Origin of the sequence: Streptomyces sp. NPDC086989 (genome assembly GCF_044745505.1) — a bacterium.
Classification (GTDB): domain Bacteria; phylum Actinomycetota; class Actinomycetes; order Streptomycetales; family Streptomycetaceae; genus Streptomyces.
Window position 1 is genome coordinate 118,913 of sequence record NZ_JBIVAL010000004.1, and the last position, 17,562, is coordinate 136,474.

Sequence of the window (17,562 nt, forward strand, 5' to 3'; positions counted from 1 at the left end):
ACACCCCACAGACCAGGGCCGCCCGGTGTTCCACCCCGCCATCCGCCGGGCGGCCCTCCCGTACACGAGGAGACCCGCCTTGATACGCCCCGCCGCGGGAGTGATCGCCGCCGCCCTGGCCGTGACGCTGCTGCCCGCCCTCCCGGCAGCGGCCGCCGCGCCGCCCGCCCCGCCCTCGGACGCCAAGCTGGCCGCCGAGCCCGCGCGGCACGACCTGACCCGGGAGCAGTTCTACTTCGTCCTCCCGGACCGGTTCGCGAACGGCGATCCGCGCAACGACACCGGCGGCCTGACCGGCACCCGGCTGGAGACCGGACTGGACCCGACGGACAAGGGCTTCTACCAGGGCGGCGACCTCAAGGGCCTGACCGACCGGCTCGACTACATCAAGGGGCTCGGGACCACGGCCATCTGGATGGCGCCGATCTTCAAGAACCAGCCGGTGCAGGGCAAGGGGGCCGACGCCTCCGCCGGGTACCACGGGTACTGGATCACCGACTTCACCCAGGTCGACCCGCACTTCGGCACCAACGCCGACCTGGAGAAGCTGATCGACAAGGCGCACGCGAAGGGGATGAAGGTCTTCTTCGACGTCATCACCAACCACACGGCCGATGTCGTCGACTACCGGGAGGCCTCCTACTCCTACCTGTCGAAGGGGGCCTTCCCCTATCTGACGAAGGACGGGGTGCCCTTCGACGACTCGGCGTATGCGGACGGGAAGGGCAAGTTCCCCGCGGTCGACGCCGGGTCCTTCCCGCGGACGCCGTTCGTACCCGAGGCGAAGAAGAACCTGAAGTCCCCGGCCTGGCTCAACGATCCGGCGATGTACCACAACCGGGGCGATTCCACCTTCGCCGGGGAATCCTCCGACCAGGGTGACTTCGTCGGTCTCGACGACCTGTGGACCGAGCGCCCCGAAGTCGTCAGCGGGATGGAGAAGATCTACGAGAAGTGGGTCAAGGACTTCTCGATCGACGGCTTCCGCATCGACACCGTCAAGCACGTCGACACCGGGTTCTGGACGCAGTGGGCCACCGCCCTCGACAAGTACGCCGCCCGGCACGGCCGGAAGAACTTCTTCATGTTCGGCGAGGTCTACTCCGCCGACACCGCCGTCACCTCCCCGTACGTGACGCAGGGGCGCCTCGACGCCACCCTCGACTTCCCGCTCCAGGACGCGATCCGCGCCTACGCCTCCCAGGGCGCGGCGGCCCCGCGGCTGGGCTCCGTCCTGGCCGGCGACTACCGGTACACCACGGACAAGGCGAACGCGTACGAGCAGGTCACCTTCCTCGGCAACCACGACATGGGCCGCTTCGGGACCTTCCTGAAGCAGGACCGGCCGGGGGCGGGGGAGCAGGAACTGCTGGACCGCTACCGGCTCGCCAACGAGCTGATGTTCTTCTCCCGCGGCAACCCGGTGATCTACTCCGGTGACGAGCAGGGCTTCACGGGCGCCGGCGGTGACAAGGACGCCCGCCAGCCGCTGTTCGCCACGCGCATCGCCGACTACCTGGACGACGACCAGCTCGGAACGGCGCGCACGCACGCCGACGACGCCTACGATCCGGCCCATCCGCTCTACCGCCAGATCGCCGCGCTGTCCCGGCTGACCAAGGCCCACCCGGCGCTGCGCGACGGCGTCCAGAGCGAACGTCTCTCCGACGGCTCCGTCTACGCCTTCGCCCGCACCGACACCCGCAGCCGCACCGAGTACCTGGTCGCCGCCAACAACGGCACCGAGGCGCGGACCGTCGAACTCGACGCCCCGGCCGGTGCGCAGTACCGCACCCTGTACGGCGGCACCGCCCTGATCCGCTCCTCCGCGGCCGGCAAGCTCACCGTCACCGTCCCGGCCCTCGGCTCGGTGGTCCTCCAGGGCGTCTCCCCCCTCGCGGCCCCGGCCGCCAAGCCCGCCGTCACCCTGAAGGCCCCGGCCCCCGGCGCCACCGGCACCGTGGAGCTGTCCGCCGACGTCACCGGCGGCGGCCTGAACCGGGTCGTCTTCGCCGCCCAGACCGGTAGCGGACCGTGGCAGGTCCTCGGCTCCGCCGACCACGCCCCGTACAAGGTCACCCAGCACATCACGGCCCCGGCCGGTACCGCCCTGCGCTACAAGGCCGTCGTCGTCGACGCCTCGGGCCGCACCGCGAGCGCCCTCGCCGGATCCGTCTCCGGCCAGGTCCCGCCCGCCCCGGTGCCCACCGCAACCCAGCGCGACTACGCGGTCGTCCACTACCACCGCCCCGACGGCGACTACACGAACTGGCGGCTCTACGCCTGGGGCGACCTCGCCGACGGCGAGGCCACGCCCTGGCCCGCCGGGCACGATTTCACGGGCCGCGACGCGTACGGCGCCTTCGCCTACGTCCGCCTGAAGCCCGGCGCCTCCTCGATCGGCTACCTCGTCATCGACAAGGACGGCAACAAGGACGTCGCGGCCGACCGCAGCCTCGACGTGACGAAGAGCGGCGAGGTCTGGCTGGAGCAGGGCACCGAGGCGGCCCGCACCGACCGCCCCGCCTACCCGCCGCAGGACCAGGCCAAGGCCGTCCTGCACTACCGGCGCGCCGACGGCGCCCACGACGGCTGGGGCCTGCACGTCTGGACCGGCGCCGCGACCCCCACCGACTGGTCCAAGCCGCTGATGCCGGCCCGCACCGACTCCTACGGAGCCGTGTACGAGGTCCCGCTCGCGGCGGGTGCGACCAGCCTGAGCTACATCCTCCACAAGGGCGATGAGAAGGACCTCCCCACCGACCAGTCCCTCGACCTGAAGGCCACCGGCCACGAGGTCTGGATGCTGGGCGGCCGGGCCCCCTACCTCCTCCCGCAGCCCGCCGGCTCCTCGGCCGCCCTGGACCTCACCAAGGCCGAGGCCGTCTGGATCGACCGCGACACCCTCGCCTGGAACGCCCCCGCGGCCGCCGCCTCCGTCCAGCTCCTCGCCTCCCGCGAGGGCGCCGTCACCGCGGAGAACGGCGTCCTGCACGAGAACGGCGCGCAGTGGCTGCGCCTGGCCAAGTCCGAGCTCACCGCCGCCCAGAAGCAGAAGTTCCCGCACCTGGCCGCGTACACCGCGTACACCGTCGACCCGCGCGACCGGGGCCGCGTACGCGAGGCCCTGCGCGGCCAGCTCGTCGCGAGCGCCCGCGCCGCGAACGGCGCCGTCCTGGCCGCGACCGGCGTCCAGCTCGCCGGCGTCCTCGACGACCTGTACGCGAACACGGCCCGGCTCGGCCCCGTCTTCGAGGACGGCCGCCCCACCCTGTCCGTATGGGCCCCCACCGCCCGCAAGGTCGCCCTCGAACTCGACGGCCGCACCGTCGCCATGCACCGCGACGACACCACCGGCGTCTGGTCGGTGCGCGGTGAGCGCAGCTGGAAGGGCAAGCCGTACCGCTACGACGTGACCGTGTGGGCCCCCAGCACGCGCCAGATGGTCCGCAACCTCGTCACCGACCCGTACTCCACCGCCCTGACCACCGATTCCACCAACAGCCTGGCCGTGGACCTGGCCGATCCGAAGCTGGCCCCTCCCGGCTGGCGCGACCTGCGCAAGCCCGCGGCCGTCCCCTTCACCTCGGCGCAGATCCAGGAGCTCCACATCCGCGACTTCTCGGTCGCGGACCCCACGAGCGCCCACCCCGGCCAGTACCTGGCGTTCACCGACACCGGCTCGGCGGGCATGCAGCACCTGCGCGCGCTGGCCGCGTCCGGCACCTCGTACGTCCACCTGCTGCCCGCATTCGACATCGGCACGATCCCGGAGAAGGCCTCCGACCGCACCGAACCCGCCTGTGACCTGAAGGTGTACGCGCCGGACTCGCCGCAGCAGCAGGCCTGCGTGGCCGCGGCGGCCGCGAAGGACGCGTACAACTGGGGCTACGACCCGCTGCACTACACCGTCCCGGAGGGCTCGTACGCGAGCGACCCGAACGGCACGGCCCGTACGGTCGAGTTCCGCAGGATGGTCCAGTCGCTGAACGGGGCCGGCCTGCGCACGGTGATGGACGTGGTCTACAACCACACGGTCGCCTCCGGCCAGTCCGACAAGTCGGTCCTGGACCGCATCGTGCCGGGCTACTACCAGCGGCTGCTGGCGGACGGATCGGTCGCCACCTCCAGCTGCTGCGCCAACACCGCCCCCGAGAACGCCATGATGGGCCGCCTCGTCGTGGACTCGATCGTCACCTGGGCGAAGGAGTACAAGGTCGACGGCTTCCGCTTCGACCTGATGGGCCACCACCCGAAGGCGAACATCCTGGCCGTGCGCAAGGCCCTCGACGCGCTGACCGTCGCCAAGGACGGCGTCGACGGCAAGAAGATCATCCTGTACGGGGAGGGCTGGAACTTCGGCGAGGTCGCGGACGACGCCCGCTTCGTCCAGGCCACGCAGAAGAACATGGCCGGCACCGGCATCGCCACCTTCTCGGACCGTTCGCGCGACGCGGTCCGCGGCGGCGGCCCGTTCGACGAGGACCCCCGCGTCCAGGGCTTCGCCTCCGGCCTGTTCACCGCCCCGAACGCCTCACCCGTGAACGGCACCGCGGAGCAGCAGCGGGCGCGGCTCCTGCACGACCAGGACCTGATCAAGGTCGGGCTGTCCGGCAACCTCGCGTCGTACGCGTTCACGGACACCACCGGCCGGCGCACCAAGGGCGCCGAGGTGGACTACAACGGCTCCCCGGCCGGCTACGCGGCGGCCCCCGGCGACGCCCTCGCCTACGCCGACGCCCACGACAACGAAACCCTGGCCGACGCCCTGGCGTACAAGCTGCCGGAGGGCACCTCCACCGCCGACCAGGCCCGGATGCAGGTCCTGGCGATGGCCGTCGGCACCCTCTCGCAGGGCCCCTCGCTGTCCCAGGCGGGCACGGACCTGCTCCGCTCGAAGTCCCTCGACCGCAACTCATTCGACAGCGGCGACTGGTTCAACGCCATCCACTGGGACTGCCGCGACGGCAACGGCTTCGGCCGGGGCCTTCCGCCCGCCGCCGACAACGGCTCCAAGTGGCCGTACGCGAAGCCGCTGCTGGGCGGCCGCCCGGCGCCCGGCTGCGCCGACATCACCGGAGCCTCGGCGGCCTACCGCGACCTGCTGCGGATCCGTACGACGGAACGGGCCTTCGCCCTCACCACACCGGAGGCGGTCCAGGCCGCACTGGCCTTCCCGCTCTCCGGCACGGACGAGACCCCGGGGGTGATCACCATGACCCTCGGCGACCTGGTGGTGGTCTTCAACGCCACCCCCACCGCCCAGCCCCAGCGCATCCCGGCCCTCGCGGGCACCGGCTACGCCCTGCACCCGGTCCAGGCGGCCGGCGCCGACGCTGCGGTCAGGCAGGCGACGTACGACGCACGGACGGGAGAGTTCACCACCCCGGCCCGCACGGTCGCCGTCTTCACACGACGGTGAGCTGATCGAGCCGCTTCTCCAGCAGGATGACCCCGTACACGCGGCCGTCCTTGCCCTCCTTGTGGGGGAACTCCCCGACCACCCGGTAGCCCGCACCCCGGTAGTACGCGAGCAGCCGGGGGTTGGTGGAGACGCAGTCCAGCCGCGCCCGCGGCAGTCCGGACCCGGCGATGCGCCGCTCGGCATGTTCGAGCAGCCGGCGTCCGGCCCCCGCGGGCGCGGCTTCGCGTTCCACCATCAGCCGGTGCACGTAGCCGGCGACCGGCGGCTGCACGCCCCAGGCCTCCTCGTCGGACCACCACAGCTCGTACGCGCCGATGATCCGGCCGTCGGCGTTCCCGGCGAGCCACACCTCGCCCTCGCGCATCTTGGCCAGGAAGTGCGCGGCGTCCTTGTCGCCGGGCTTCCACTGGTCGATGCCGTGGCCCCGCATCCACCGGGCCGCCTGGTCGTACAGGGCCACGAGGGTGGCGGCGTCCTTCTCGACGGCCCGCCGGAACAAGATCCCGTCATCAATGATCACGCGCGTATTATCACGCGGATGATCACCGGGGCCCGGCCGCGGGTGCCCGTTGCGGGGGCCGGCCGAGGGCCCGGCCGAGGGCCCGGTCGGCGGGTCCGTCGGTGGGCCGGTCTGCGGGTCCGGTCACCGGGGCGCGGGCACCCCGGGGTCCACCGTCGCCGGGACGAGTCCCACGAGCCGCCCGACCAGTTCCCCGAACGGCCCGTCGGCCGGCTCGTCGGCGAGGATCCGGCCGAGGATCGCGGCCATCTCCGCGTCGTACGCGGCGCTCACCGCGGCCAGCGCAGCGAAGTCGTGCACCAGCTGGAGCTCCAGCTCCGCCCGCGGGATCTTCCGTCCCTCCAGCCAGATCAGAGCGGTGGACTCCGCCAGCGACACCCACGACCGCACCACGAGTTCGAGGCGGGCCGGCGGCTTCTCGATCCCGATGTGCGTCACGATCTGCTGGTAAGCGGCCTGCCGGACCTCGTCGATCATGGCGTTGGTCCGGTTGCTCCCGACGGCCGGGCCGCCCCGCATCAGCGCCGAGAAACCGGGCCCGTGCTCGTCGACGAACGCGAAGAACCGGCCCATGACCCGCAGCAGCCGGGCCCCGAGCGGGCCTTCCCTCGGCTCCACGAACCGCTGCGCGAGCTCGTCGGCGGCCCGCCGCAGGGCGGCCTCGTACAGGCTCAACTTGCCCGGGAAGTAGTGGTAGACGAGCGGTCGCGATATGCCCGCGGCCGCCGCGATCTCGTCGATCGACACGTCGTCGGGCGACCGGTGGCTGAACAGCTCCAGGGCGACCCCGATCAGCTGCTGCCGCCGCTCCTCGACACCCATCCTGCGCCGCGTCCCGCTTGTCATGCGGACACCCTACTGGGCGTCCTGCGGGGCTCAGAGGTCCAGGACCAGGTGATCGTCCTTCGCGCGCGAGACGCACAGGAGCATCGAGTCCTCGCGCTCCCCGTCCGTGAGGAGGGTGTCGCGGTGGTCCACCTCGCCCGCGAGGACGCGGTGTTGGCAGGTTCCGCAGAAGCCCTGCTCACAGGAGTACGGGGTGGTGGGCAGTGCCCGGCGGACGGCGGTCAGGGCGGATTCGTCCGCGGCGACCTCGATCGTGCGGCCCGAGCGGTGGAGTTCCACCGTGAAGGCGCGGGCCGGGCCGGCCGCGGAGGCCGGGGCGAAGCGCTCCAGGCGGACGGCCGAGGGGTCCGGGGCGGCCGCCCGGACCGCCGTCATCAGGGGGTCGGGGCCGCAGCAGTACACCAGCGTGCCCGGGGCGGCGGCGGCCGGCGCGGAGAGGTCGGGCAGGCCCGCCTCGTCCTGCGGGACGACGGTCACCCGGGAGCCGTAGGCCGACAGTTCGCCGAGGAACGGCATCGAGGCGCGGCTGCGGCCGCCGTAGAGGAGGGTCCAGTCCGCACCCGCCGCCGTGGCCGCCCGCAGCATCGGCAGGACGGGCGTGATGCCGATGCCGCCCGCCACGAAGAGGTACGAGGAGGAGGGTTCCAGCGGGAAGTGGTTGCGGGGCGGCCGGACCGCCAGTCCGGCGCCCTCCATCAGCTGGGCGTGCGCCTCACGGGAGCCGCCGCGGCCGTCCTCGACCAGGCGGATCGCGATCGTGTAGCGGCCCGTGTCGGCCGGGTCGCCGCAGAGGCTGTACTGGCGGACCAGGCCCGAGGGGAGCCGGACGTCCACGTGCGCGCCCGGGGTCCACGGCGGGAGGTCCGGGGATTCCAGCGTCAACTGCAGGACGCCTTCGGCCGGTTCCGTACGGGAGACGATCACGGTGGGCAGCCAACGGCGCGGGGAGTGGCCCGAGATCGGGGTCTCCAGCGCCGGGAGGGGCCACAGGGGCGAGCGCGCGATGCGCCCGCGCAGGGCGCGGCGGGTCAGCAGCACGGCGCCCGCCACCGCCGCCGCCTTCAGGGAGCGGCTCATGCCGGGGCACCGCCGTTCGCGCCGCCGTTGGCGCCGCCGTTCGCGCCGGGGGAGGAGGCCAGGTAGGCCACGGCCTGGGCCGTCGAGCCCTCCTGCGAGGGGTGGTACGTACGGGAGAGGTACGTCGGGATCGACCTGAGCATCGCGCCCGTCGAGGGCAGCGTGCCCTGCCGGCCCGCGCGGAAGAACTGACCGAGGGAGGCCCTGGCGCCGGTCAGCTCCGGGTCGTTCTCCATGAAGAAGCGGGCGCCGCGCTGCCACAGGAAGACCAGTGCCGTGAAGGCGGTGGCCCAGGTCCGGGCCCGCCGACGGTAGTTGCCGTCCACGTGCATGAAGAGGTCGAAGGCCACCGAGCGGTGCTCCACCTCCTCCGCGCCGTGCCAGCGCAGCAGGTCCAGCATCATCGGGTCCGCGCCCCGGCGGTCCAGTTCGTCGGCGTTGAGGACCCAGTCGCCCAGGAACGCCGTGTAGTGCTCGATCGCCGCGATCATCGCGACCCGCTCCATGAGCCACCAGTGGCGGGCCCTGCCCGGGGGCAGCGTCCGGTCGCCGAGCAGCTTCTCGAAGAGCCAGTCCACCTGCGCCGTGTACGGGGTCGGGTCCAGGCCGAGGCGCCTCAGGTGCGGGAGCACGTCGTCGTGCGCGGCGGCGTGCATGGCCTCCTGGCCGATGAACCCGACGACGTCCGCGCGCAGCCGCTCGTCCTTGATGTACGGGAGCACCTGCTTGTAGACGTGGACGAACCAGCGCTCACCCGCGGGCAGCAGCAGGTGCAGCACGTTGATGGTGTGCGTGGCGAAGGGGTCGCCGGGCAGCCAGTGGAGGGGGGTGCCCTCCCAGCCGAAGGACACGTTCCGCGCCCTGAGCTCGGTGTGTTCCGACGCCACGGGGGCGGGCGCGAGCGGCGTATTAGACATGGCGTCAATGTACTGAGGGGTACGGGAGAGGAAAACCCCTCGGCGGCCACCAACTTCCGGCCCGGCCACCCCGGGCACGCAGAAGTCCCCCGCGCACGCAGAAGTCCCCCGGGCGGAAAGGCCGCGCCCGGGGGACTTCGGGGACTTCTGGGGGAGGGCTCCGGAGCCTGCGGACTCCGGGCTCCGGGGTGCCTCAGGCTCCGGTCACCGTCCGGCGTGCCCGCTCACGAGGGCCCACTCACGGTTGAGCGAACCCAGCGGGATCTTGCGCTCGAAGAGCGGCGTGCCGAACAGCGAGAGCTGCAGGTGCAGGTTGCCGCTCAGGTCGAAGCCGCCGTACAGCGCCCAGGCGCCGCTGAGGGAGGTCTTGCCGTCGCTGGACGCGGTCGCCTTGGCGTCGGCCTCGCCGCGCAGGTAGGGGGCGAAGTCCGCGCTGACGCCGACGGCGCCGTACAGGCCGACGGAGGCCTCGGCGCCGAGCGCGCCCTTGACCTTGCCGGAGGCGGTGACGGTCGCCGTGACCGGCGTGCTCTTGACGTTGGACTGGCTGACGGGCGTCCACCCCTTGCCCAGGGCGTAGCTGCCGCCGACCTTGAAGTCGCCCTTGACGTCCTGCTGGACGTCGAGGGTCACGCGGCCGTCGGCCTCCACCTGGACGTAGCAGGTCAGGTCGAGGTTGACGACGACCGGGACGGGCCCGACCTGGATGACCGGGGCGCTGTGCAGCTTCGCGAAGGGGATCCGCTTGGGCGCCCCGGTGCTCGCGGCGGCGCGGCCCTGGAGCTTCCACTGCGAGGACCAGTCGCCGCTCATGCCGAGAAAGGCGCCGCGCGGGCCGGAGCCGCCGCTGCCGTCGTACGCGAACTCCACCTGCGGGGCGAGCTGGACGAAGCCGGAGACCGAGGCGCCGGCCGAGGCGGGGGCGTCCGGGGCGGTGTCGACGGCGGCGTTCACGTCGAGCCGCAGGTTGCCGAGGGGCAGCTTCGCGCCCTGGGGGCCGAACTTCACGCCCCCGCTCTTGGCCCAGGAGAAGGTGACGCCCTTCATCAGGGGCTCGACGGTGACCGACGACGGGTCGACGGGCACCTTGCCGTCGGCCTTGTCGTCGTTCAGGACGGAGGACAGCGTGGTGGAGGCGGTCTTGACCTCGGTGCCGCGGTCGGTCTTGCCGACGACCTCGGTGACCTTGGCGAGCAGGCCGTTGGGGGCACCGGGCGCAGGCGCGCTGGCGATGACGTCGCCGACCGCGACGGGCTTGTCGGCGTCGGGCGACGTGCCGGTGTCCGGGGACTTGCCGGTCTCGGGGGACTTGCCCGAGCCCGGGGACTTGCCCGTGCCGGTGCTCTTCCCCGGCTCCGGCTTCCGGCTCGGCGAGGAGGACGGGGCGGGCCCCTGCGGGGCCCTGGCTATGACGGCCCGTCCGGTCGCCTGGTCGTACGAGGCGACCTTCAGCGAGGACTGCTCCGGCTTGCCCTTCCCGCCGACGCGGGCCACGGCGGCCGGGGTGGGGGTCCCCTGGGGGGCCGCGGCGACCTCCAGCTGCTGGGACGTTCCGTCGCCCGTGGGCGCGAGGTTGGCGGGGGCGGCCGCGTCGGCCAGGCCGGTGTGCGGGGTCGAGGAGCAGCCGGTGGCGGTGAGCGCCAGGGTGGTCAGTCCGGGCAGCAGGAGGCGTCGGGCGAGCAAGCGCACGTGGGTGAACCTTCGGTACGTGAGGGGTGTGGGGGGTTACCGCGTGGTAACCGGAATCCGATCATGCCATGTCCATGCGGTGGCAGTCATGTCCGGATCCCGCCAACTCCCCGGCCGTTGTTGACGGTTGAAGATTCACCCACTGCTGTGGAGCTACCGGAGCACCCCCGCCTTCGTACCGTCCGTGAGCTTGCCCGCCAGCTCCACCTGCGCGCCCGCCGGCGCCTTCACCGCGAGCCGGTTGCCGTTCGCCGAACCGTTCACCCCGCCGCCCGACACCGACAGCGACGCGAACTGCGCGCTGCCCGCAGCCAGCACGTACCACTGGCCCGCCTTGGACTTCCACAGCACGCCCGCCAGCACCCGCGGCTCCCGCGGGCCGCACGCCGGCGAGCCCTCCGCCTTCGCGGCCTGCGCCGCCAGCGGGGCGCCCGGGGTGAGGAACTGGGCCTGCACCCGGTCCTCCGTTCCCGACCAGGTCTCGGCCCGCGTGCACAGCCAGGTCGCCGTGCCGTCGCCCTCGGGCAGCGGCTGCTTCGCGTACGTCCAGGCGTTGACGCTGCGGACACCGTGCGAGCGGACCGACGGCAGCAGGCACGCGATCCGCGACCAGTCACCGAGCTCCGCACCCTCCGCCACGTCGCGCTCCGCGCCCGGCGCGCCCGAGGTCAGCCGGACCGGGGTCAGTTCGCCGAGGTCGGTGACCAGCCGGGTGGTGCCGGCGCCGGTCAGGGCCAGGGCGTTCCAGCCGGTGCAGCTGCCCCTCGGGGCGGGGCTCGCCACCGGCGGGGTGATCCCGTCCTGGTTCGGCTTGAGCGCCGTCGGGGCGTCGCCGGGCTTGAGCAGGTCGCGCAGGCCCACTCCGGTGACCCACGGCGCGGTCAGGTAGCGGACGTTGCCGTCGACCCGGCTCAGCACCAGCGCGGTGGCGGTGTCCGCCGAGGCCCCGTCGGTCCGGGCGAAGTCGAGGGCGGCGACCGAGGTCCCGGTGCGCGGTTCGGCGTACCGGACCACGCGCAGGCCGTCGTAGAGCAGGACCACGACCGCCTGGTCGACGGTGCCCGCGAACAGCAGCTGCGGCGGTCCCATCGGCGGCCCGGGCGGCGTGCCGGGGGTGGCCGAGGCGACCACCGTGGAGCCCGGCCGGGCCCAGACCGCCAGCGCCCGGCGCAGCAGTTCGGCGTCGTCGGTGCGGTCGCCGCGGGCGGGCCAGGTGGAGAAGTCCGTACGGGAGGACGTACGCCAGGCGGTGGGCGCCACCCGGACCAGCCTGCCCGGATCCAGGGCCTGTTCCGCCGCCGCGTTCTGCGCGTACGGCGGGGCCGCGGCCCCGTCCGCACCCCAGCCCCCGCCGGGCAGCGCGAGCAGCGCCCCGCACACGGCGAGGGCGGCCGCGGCGACCAGGGCGGCCCGCGCGAACCGGCGCCGGCGCAACAGGTCGGTGGGCCGGGCCTGGAGCACGCACGGATCGAACTCCGGGGACGCGAACAGCGCGTCGTGGGCCGGATCCCCGGATTCCGTGACCGCGGCCCCGGGGTTCGCGACTCCCGCCTCGGTGAGCACCCGGAGTACCTCCGCCTCCGGCAGCCGCTCCAGGGCGCGCAGGACGCATGCCGCCCGGCCGGGCCCGTCGAGGGTGGCCAGCCACTGGTCCAGGGCCAGCTCCTCGGCCCCGCCGGAGCGCGGGAACAGCCGCAGCCCCCACACCTGGGGGAGCAGCGGGGGCAGCTGCGCCCGCCGGGGCAGTGCCCGGAAGGTCAGCGGGATCCCGGCCTCCAGGGCGGCGCGCAGCACCCGCAGCCGGACGTACGCGTATCCCGACTCGGCGGACGCGGTCCCGCGCTGGCCCGGCACCCCGCCCTGCACGGCGGCCGCGGCGGCGGCTTCCGCACCGGCCCCGCGCCGCCCGCGCGGCAGGGCCCGCTGGACCAGCGAATGCGCGGTGAGCACGCGCCGGTTGCGGCCGAGGGCGGGCGGCAGCACCAGATAGGCGAGCCGCACCAGCCGCGGGTAGTGCTCGACGATGGCGGCCTCGGCCAGCTCGACGTCGGGCGGCACGGGAGACGGGGGGCGGGTGGCGGTATCCGGCGCAGTCACGTTCAGCAGAACGAGCGAATCGTCGGATGGTCACCCGCCGTCAGGTCACACGTTCGGGTCGAATGCCGCCGCGGGAGGGCCGCGGCGGGCCGGACCCGGATGCCGGATCAGGCCGTCAGACGGGCGCGCAGCGCCTCGACCGCGGCGTCCGGGACGCCGAGCCCCTCGCGCACGTAGCCCTCCATCGAGCCGTGGCGCGCGACCACCTCGTCGAGCGCGGCCTGCAGGTACTCGGGGAACACCCCGATCAGGCCCAGCGCGATGTCCGGGTCGCCGCCGGCGACGATGAACCCCTCGATCATCGACGCGAACGCCTGCTTGACCGCCGGATTGACGGAGAGGTACTCGGCCATCAGGGTCTCGTCGTCCGCGCCGAGCAGCGACAGGACGACGGTCGCGCCCCAGCCCGTACGGTCCTTCCCGGCGGTGCAGTGGAACAGCAGCGGGCCCGCCTCCGGGTCCGCGAGCTCGAGGAGCAGGGTCCGGTACGCGGCCTGCGCGGAAGCGGTCGACACGAAGGACCGGTAGGTGTCGGCGAACAGCGCCTGCACCTTGCCGCCGCCCAGGTGCTCCTCCGCCACCGCCGGGTCGGACAGCAGGTCCTTGAGCTGCGTGGCGGCCGGGATCTCCCCGGAGCGCAGCTTGTCGGCGAGGACGTCGCGGACGAGCAGGCGAACGCCTTCCGGTATCCGGTCCGGGTGGGCGCCGCGCTCTGCGTCGGTGCGGAGGTCGATGACCGTGCGCAGGCCCAGCGCGGCCACGACCGGATCGGCGTCGACGTCGAGCCGGTCGAGCTGGCCGGAGCGCAGGACCAGGCCCGGGCGGACGGTGCGGCCGCCGGAGAGGGGGGTGCCACCGAGGTCGCGGAGGTTGGCGACGGTGGTGGAGGGAGTGGTCGTGGTCATCGTGGCGGCTCCAGCGGTCTGCGTACGGCGATGGCGGTGCGAGCGGGGTCGACGGGTGACATCGGTGCCCTCGCGGTGGGCATTCACCCGATTTTCAGATGTTTTGTTCCGGAGCGGTAATCGAGGAAGAGTGAGAGGCCGACTCCGATCCCCAGCGCCGCGAGGTGCCCGGCGTCCGTGAAGGTCCGCTCCCGTTTCAGCACCGGCCGTACCGCGAGCGCCAGCAGCCCCACCCGGGCGGCCGTGCGCACCGGGCCGCGCGGCAGGGCCGAGGTCAGTGCACCGAGCACGGCGTTGAAGCCGTAGCTGGCCCCCACGTCCACGGCCCGCCGGGTCGCCGGACCGGCCGTCCGGCGCAGCGCGCCGAAGACGAGCAGCGTCGCCGTGGAATGCCCGAACAGGAACACCGCGGCCGTCCACCAGGCCCCGTACGCGTACTCCGCGTACCCGAGGACCGCGACGAGCAGCAGCGCGTACGGCAGCGGCATCGGCTCCTCGACGACGAACGCGCTGCTCAGCAGCGTCTCCCAGCGGCCGGCGGCGAGGTTGTCGACGTTCGTCGAGCAGCCCCGCAGCACCCGGTCCCGCTCCGCCGCGCCCCGCCGTTCCAAGGCGTACGCGCCGAGCTGGACCCCACTCGCATACACCACGCCGAGGGCCGGAGGCGGCCAGAGCAGTGAATTCATCCGATCATGATCGGATACGACCCTCGGACTGGTGGAGCCGGGGGCCGTGCGAGCATGTTTCAGCCATGTCAGGAATCCCCGCGCCGCTGCGCGCCACACGGGCCGCGATGTTCGCGGCAGTGTGCACCACCTTGGGTGCTGTGGGGCATTCGTACATGTCTGACACCGGTATCCCCCCGATAGGCCTTCTGGGTGCTTTCGGGGTGACCGGCGGACTCGCCTGGCTCGGAGCCGGGCGCCGCCGGGGAGCCGCCGGGATCAGCGCGGCCCTGCTCGCCGTCCAGGGCGTACTGCACCTGGTCTTCTCCGCCGGCCAGGCCGGCCACTCCGGCCGGCCCGTGCCCGTGCACCGCATGGCGGGCATGGACGGGGCGGCGGGGATGGACGGCATGACCGGCATGGACGGCATGACGCACCTGCACGGCATGGCCGACGCCGGCGGGATGGCCGGCATGGCCGACATGGCCGGACACGGCGGCCTCGGCATGGTCGCCGCCCACGTCCTCGCCGGTCTGTTCTGCGCCGCCTGGCTGGCGTGGGGCGAGGCCGCCGTCTTCCGGCTGGCCGCCGTCCTCGGCGCCGCCGCTCTGCTGGCGGCCCGGCCCCTCGCCCGCGCGCTCGCACTGGCCGGGGCCCGGGTGGCCCCCGTGCCGGGACCGCCCGCGCCCCGGCCCTCGTACGAGCCCCCGCGCGGGCTGCGCGGTGCCGTGCCCGCCCACACCCTGGTGCGCCGCGGTCCGCCCGGCCGGCGAGACATCCGCGCCACGGCCCCCGGTCGTCCTGCCTGCGCCTGACCGGCGCACTTCCTCATCGGTGAGGGGGCGAGACCCGGGGCCCGATCCCCCATGTCTTCGCCGCCAGGCCAACACCTAGGACACGCATGTCCCTCGAAGAGGTCCAGGACGTCCGCACCCCGGACGCCACCACCGACACCACCGCCACCACCGACGCCGCAGCGTCGGCCGCATCCGCAGCGTCGGCCGCATCCGCAGCGTCGGCCGCATCCGCCGCGTCGGCCGCATCTGCCGCGCCCGCCGCATCCGCCGGGCCCTCGTCCGGCACCTGGGCGGCCCTGCGGCCGCTGCTCCTGCGCATGCACTTCTACGCGGGGATCCTGATAGCCCCGCTGCTGTTCCTCGCCGCCGCCACCGGCCTGCTGTACGCCGGCTCCTGGCAGGCCGAGAAGATCCTCTACTCCGACGAACTGACCGTCACCGAGGTCCGCGACAGCACCCTGCCGCTCAGCGCCCAGGTCACGGCCGCCCGGGCCACCGTCCCCGAGGGCAAGGTCGTGGGCGTGTGGCCCGCGCCCGACGCCGAGGCCACCACCCGCGTGATCATGGAGGCTCCAGGGCTGGAGGAAGGCCGGACCCGCACCGTCTTCGTGGATCCGTACACGGGCCACGTCAACGGGACGCTGACCACCGCAGGTGACGCGCTGCCGCTGCGCGCCTGGCTCAGCGAGTTCCACTCCAGCCTCCAGCTGGGCGAGTTCGGCCGGAACTACAGCGAACTCGCCGCGAGCTGGCTGTGGGTCGTCGCACTGGGCGGCCTCGCCCTGTGGATCGGCCGCCGCCGCTCCCGCAAGGCCCTGCTCGTCCTGCCCGACCGCGCCGCCACCGGGCGCCGCAAGACCCTGTCCTGGCACGGGGCCGTCGGCATCTGGGCCGCCATCGGACTCGTCGCCCTCTCCGCCACCGGCCTGACCTGGTCGAAGTACGCGGGCGAGCACATCGGGAAGCTCCAGGACGGCCTCGGCGGCGCCACCCCCTCCGTGTCCGCGGCCCTCGCACCCGGTTCCGATTCCGGCTCCGGTTCCGGCTCCGGTGACCACGCGGGGCACGGGATGACCCCGGGCATGGAGATGCCCGCGACGCCGCCCACCGCGGACATCGGCATCGACAAGGCGGTGGCCGCCGCCCGCGCCGCCGGGGTCACCGAAGAGCTGCGCATCACCCTGCCCGCCAAGGGCAACGGCTACGTGATCAAGGAGCAGGACAAGCAGCTGCCGGTCCACCTCGACTCCGTCGCCGTCGACCCCGCCGACGGCCGCATCATCGACGAACTGCGCTTCGCCGACTACCCCCTCCTCGCGAAGCTGACGCGGTTCGGCATCGACCTCCACATGGGCAAGACCCTCGGCCTCGCCAACCAGATCGCGCTCGCCGCGCTCGCCGTCGCGGTGATGTTCCTGGTGTTCTGGGGCTACCGGATGTGGTGGCTGCGCCGGCCCACCAAGGACCGCGCCCTCTCGGCCGGCCGGCCCCAGCCGCGCGGAGCCTGGCGCAAGGTGCCGCTGACCCTGCTGCTCCCGCTCGCCGCCGTGACCGCCGTGGTCGGCTGGTTCGTCCCGCTGCTCGGCATCAGCCTGGTCGCGTTCCTGGCCGTCGACGTCCTGCTGGGCGCCGTCGCGGCGCGCCGCGCCGGGGCGGCCGCCGCCTGATCCGGACGGCCGGCGCCTGAACGCCCGGTGGGCCCGTACTCCGCGAGGGGAGTACGGGCCCACCGGCGTACGCCGTGCCGTGCCGTGCGGTGCCGTGCCGCACCGTCAGGGCGCGTACTTGTAGCCCACGCGGCGCACGGTCTGGATGGCCCCGCGGTGCGCCGCGCCCAGCTTGCGGCGCAGACGGGCGACGTGGACGTCCACGGTCCGGCCGTCGCCGACGTGACCGTAGCCCCAGACGGTGGTCACCAGCTGGTCCCTGCTGTGCACCCGGTGCGGGTGCGCCACCAGGTGGGCCAGCAGCTCGAACTCCAGGTACGTCAGGTCGAGTACCTGGCCGTCGACCTCGGCGGTGCGCTGCGCCGGGTCGATGCGGACGAGTTCGTCCCCGGTGGTGGTCCCGGCGTCCGGCGCGGCCTGCGGAGCGGCCGGTGCGGGAACGGACTGGGGGGCGAAGGCGATCGGAGGCTGCCCGTCCGCCGCCCCTGCCGGTACGAGGACCAGGTAGCCGACCATCGGCGGCCGGCCCGGCAGTGCCGGCAGGGTGTGCTGGGGCGCGGGCAGCCAAGTGGCGCCGGGCGGCAGGAGGTCGACCACGCGGGCGGCCTCGTTGCGGTCCACGGCGCGCAGCCGGTGGCGCGGACTGGGCGGATAGGTGTGGGGCACGGTCGCAGCGTTCGCCGTCGCGGTGGAGGCGGCAGAGGTCAGGGAACGGGTGTGAGACATGAGTGGTCGGCTCTTTCACGCGGAGTGGTCGGCAGGAGACGTGCGTACGTCATCGCGTACCGCGCAGACCGAAGGCCTCGGCGGGGAACGTCCGGTGGAGGTTCCTGGAGGCTTTAGGGGGCCGGCGCGTTCTTCGCGCGGCAACACACCCGGTCGAAATCGTGATCCTGACGGGACGGCCAGAACGGCTCGAGGTCGCTGCGACCGTTCGAGGTGTGCAAAGGGCTGGCC

At 73.6% G+C, this 17,562-nt stretch carries 12 protein-coding genes; 3 read left to right on the forward strand and 9 right to left on the reverse strand.

From position 1 onward, the window contains the following. The first annotated feature begins 79 nt into the window (after positions 1 to 79). Positions 80 to 5,422 carry a pullulanase-type alpha-1,6-glucosidase gene (gene pulA / locus ACIPK4_RS10240; RefSeq protein ID WP_402310862.1) on the forward strand — a complete coding sequence of 1,781 codons (5,343 nt, stop codon included), beginning with the start codon at positions 80 to 82 and terminating at the stop codon, positions 5,420 to 5,422. Here pulA and ACIPK4_RS10245 read toward each other — a convergent pair. The 8 genes from ACIPK4_RS10245 to ACIPK4_RS10280 form a co-directional block, all read right to left on the reverse strand. Continuing rightward, positions 5,409 to 5,945, reverse strand: a complete 537-nt coding sequence (locus ACIPK4_RS10245) for a GNAT family N-acetyltransferase (protein WP_054226356.1) — start codon at positions 5,943 to 5,945, stop codon at positions 5,409 to 5,411. The two genes, pulA and ACIPK4_RS10245, sit on opposite strands and share 14 nt — an antisense overlap. Positions 5,946 to 6,068: 123 nt before the next feature. Further along, complete coding sequence (locus tag ACIPK4_RS10250) at positions 6,069 to 6,791, reverse strand: TetR/AcrR family transcriptional regulator (protein WP_402310864.1); 723 nt, start codon at positions 6,789 to 6,791, stop codon at positions 6,069 to 6,071. Between the two features lie 30 nt (positions 6,792 to 6,821). Beyond that, positions 6,822 to 7,868, reverse strand: coding sequence for a PDR/VanB family oxidoreductase (locus tag ACIPK4_RS10255; RefSeq protein WP_402310867.1), 1,047 nt, complete (start codon positions 7,866 to 7,868; stop codon positions 6,822 to 6,824). Next, positions 7,865 to 8,785: a metal-dependent hydrolase gene (locus tag ACIPK4_RS10260; RefSeq protein WP_402310869.1), complete on the reverse strand. Its 921-nt coding sequence runs from the start codon at positions 8,783 to 8,785 to the stop codon at positions 7,865 to 7,867. Before ACIPK4_RS10260 ends, ACIPK4_RS10255 begins: the two co-directional genes overlap by 4 nt. A gap of 204 nt (positions 8,786 to 8,989) precedes the next feature. Then, the gene (locus tag ACIPK4_RS10265) at positions 8,990 to 10,474 is read right to left on the reverse strand and encodes a hypothetical protein (protein ID WP_402310871.1); all 1,485 of its coding nucleotides are present in this window, start codon (positions 10,472 to 10,474) and stop codon (positions 8,990 to 8,992) included. Positions 10,475 to 10,627: 153 nt separating this feature from the next. Continuing rightward, on the reverse strand, positions 10,628 to 12,571 hold the full coding sequence (locus ACIPK4_RS10270) for a hypothetical protein (RefSeq protein WP_402310874.1): 1,944 nt from the start codon (positions 12,569 to 12,571) through the stop codon (positions 10,628 to 10,630). 107 nt (positions 12,572 to 12,678) lie between these two features. Beyond that, on the reverse strand, positions 12,679 to 13,476 hold the full coding sequence (locus ACIPK4_RS10275; RefSeq protein WP_402310877.1) for a tyrosine-protein phosphatase: 798 nt from the start codon (positions 13,474 to 13,476) through the stop codon (positions 12,679 to 12,681). Positions 13,477 to 13,559: 83 nt separating this feature from the next. Continuing rightward, positions 13,560 to 14,162 carry a rhomboid-like protein gene (locus ACIPK4_RS10280; RefSeq protein WP_402310880.1) on the reverse strand — a complete coding sequence of 201 codons (603 nt, stop codon included), beginning with the start codon at positions 14,160 to 14,162 and terminating at the stop codon, positions 13,560 to 13,562. A gap of 203 nt (positions 14,163 to 14,365) precedes the next feature. Here ACIPK4_RS10280 and ACIPK4_RS10285 point away from each other — a divergent pair, with 203 nt between their 5' ends. Further along, positions 14,366 to 14,956: a hypothetical protein gene (locus tag ACIPK4_RS10285; RefSeq protein WP_402310882.1), complete on the forward strand. Its 591-nt coding sequence runs from the start codon at positions 14,366 to 14,368 to the stop codon at positions 14,954 to 14,956. Positions 14,957 to 15,042: 86 nt separating this feature from the next. Then, positions 15,043 to 16,605 carry a PepSY-associated TM helix domain-containing protein gene (locus ACIPK4_RS10290; RefSeq protein ID WP_402310884.1) on the forward strand — a complete coding sequence of 521 codons (1,563 nt, stop codon included), beginning with the start codon at positions 15,043 to 15,045 and terminating at the stop codon, positions 16,603 to 16,605. Positions 16,606 to 16,710: 105 nt separating this feature from the next. Here the strand turns inward: ACIPK4_RS10290 and ACIPK4_RS10295 are convergent, their stop codons facing one another. Next, positions 16,711 to 17,331: a winged helix-turn-helix domain-containing protein gene (locus ACIPK4_RS10295; RefSeq protein ID WP_402310887.1), complete on the reverse strand. Its 621-nt coding sequence runs from the start codon at positions 17,329 to 17,331 to the stop codon at positions 16,711 to 16,713. Positions 17,332 to 17,562 lie beyond the last annotated feature (231 nt).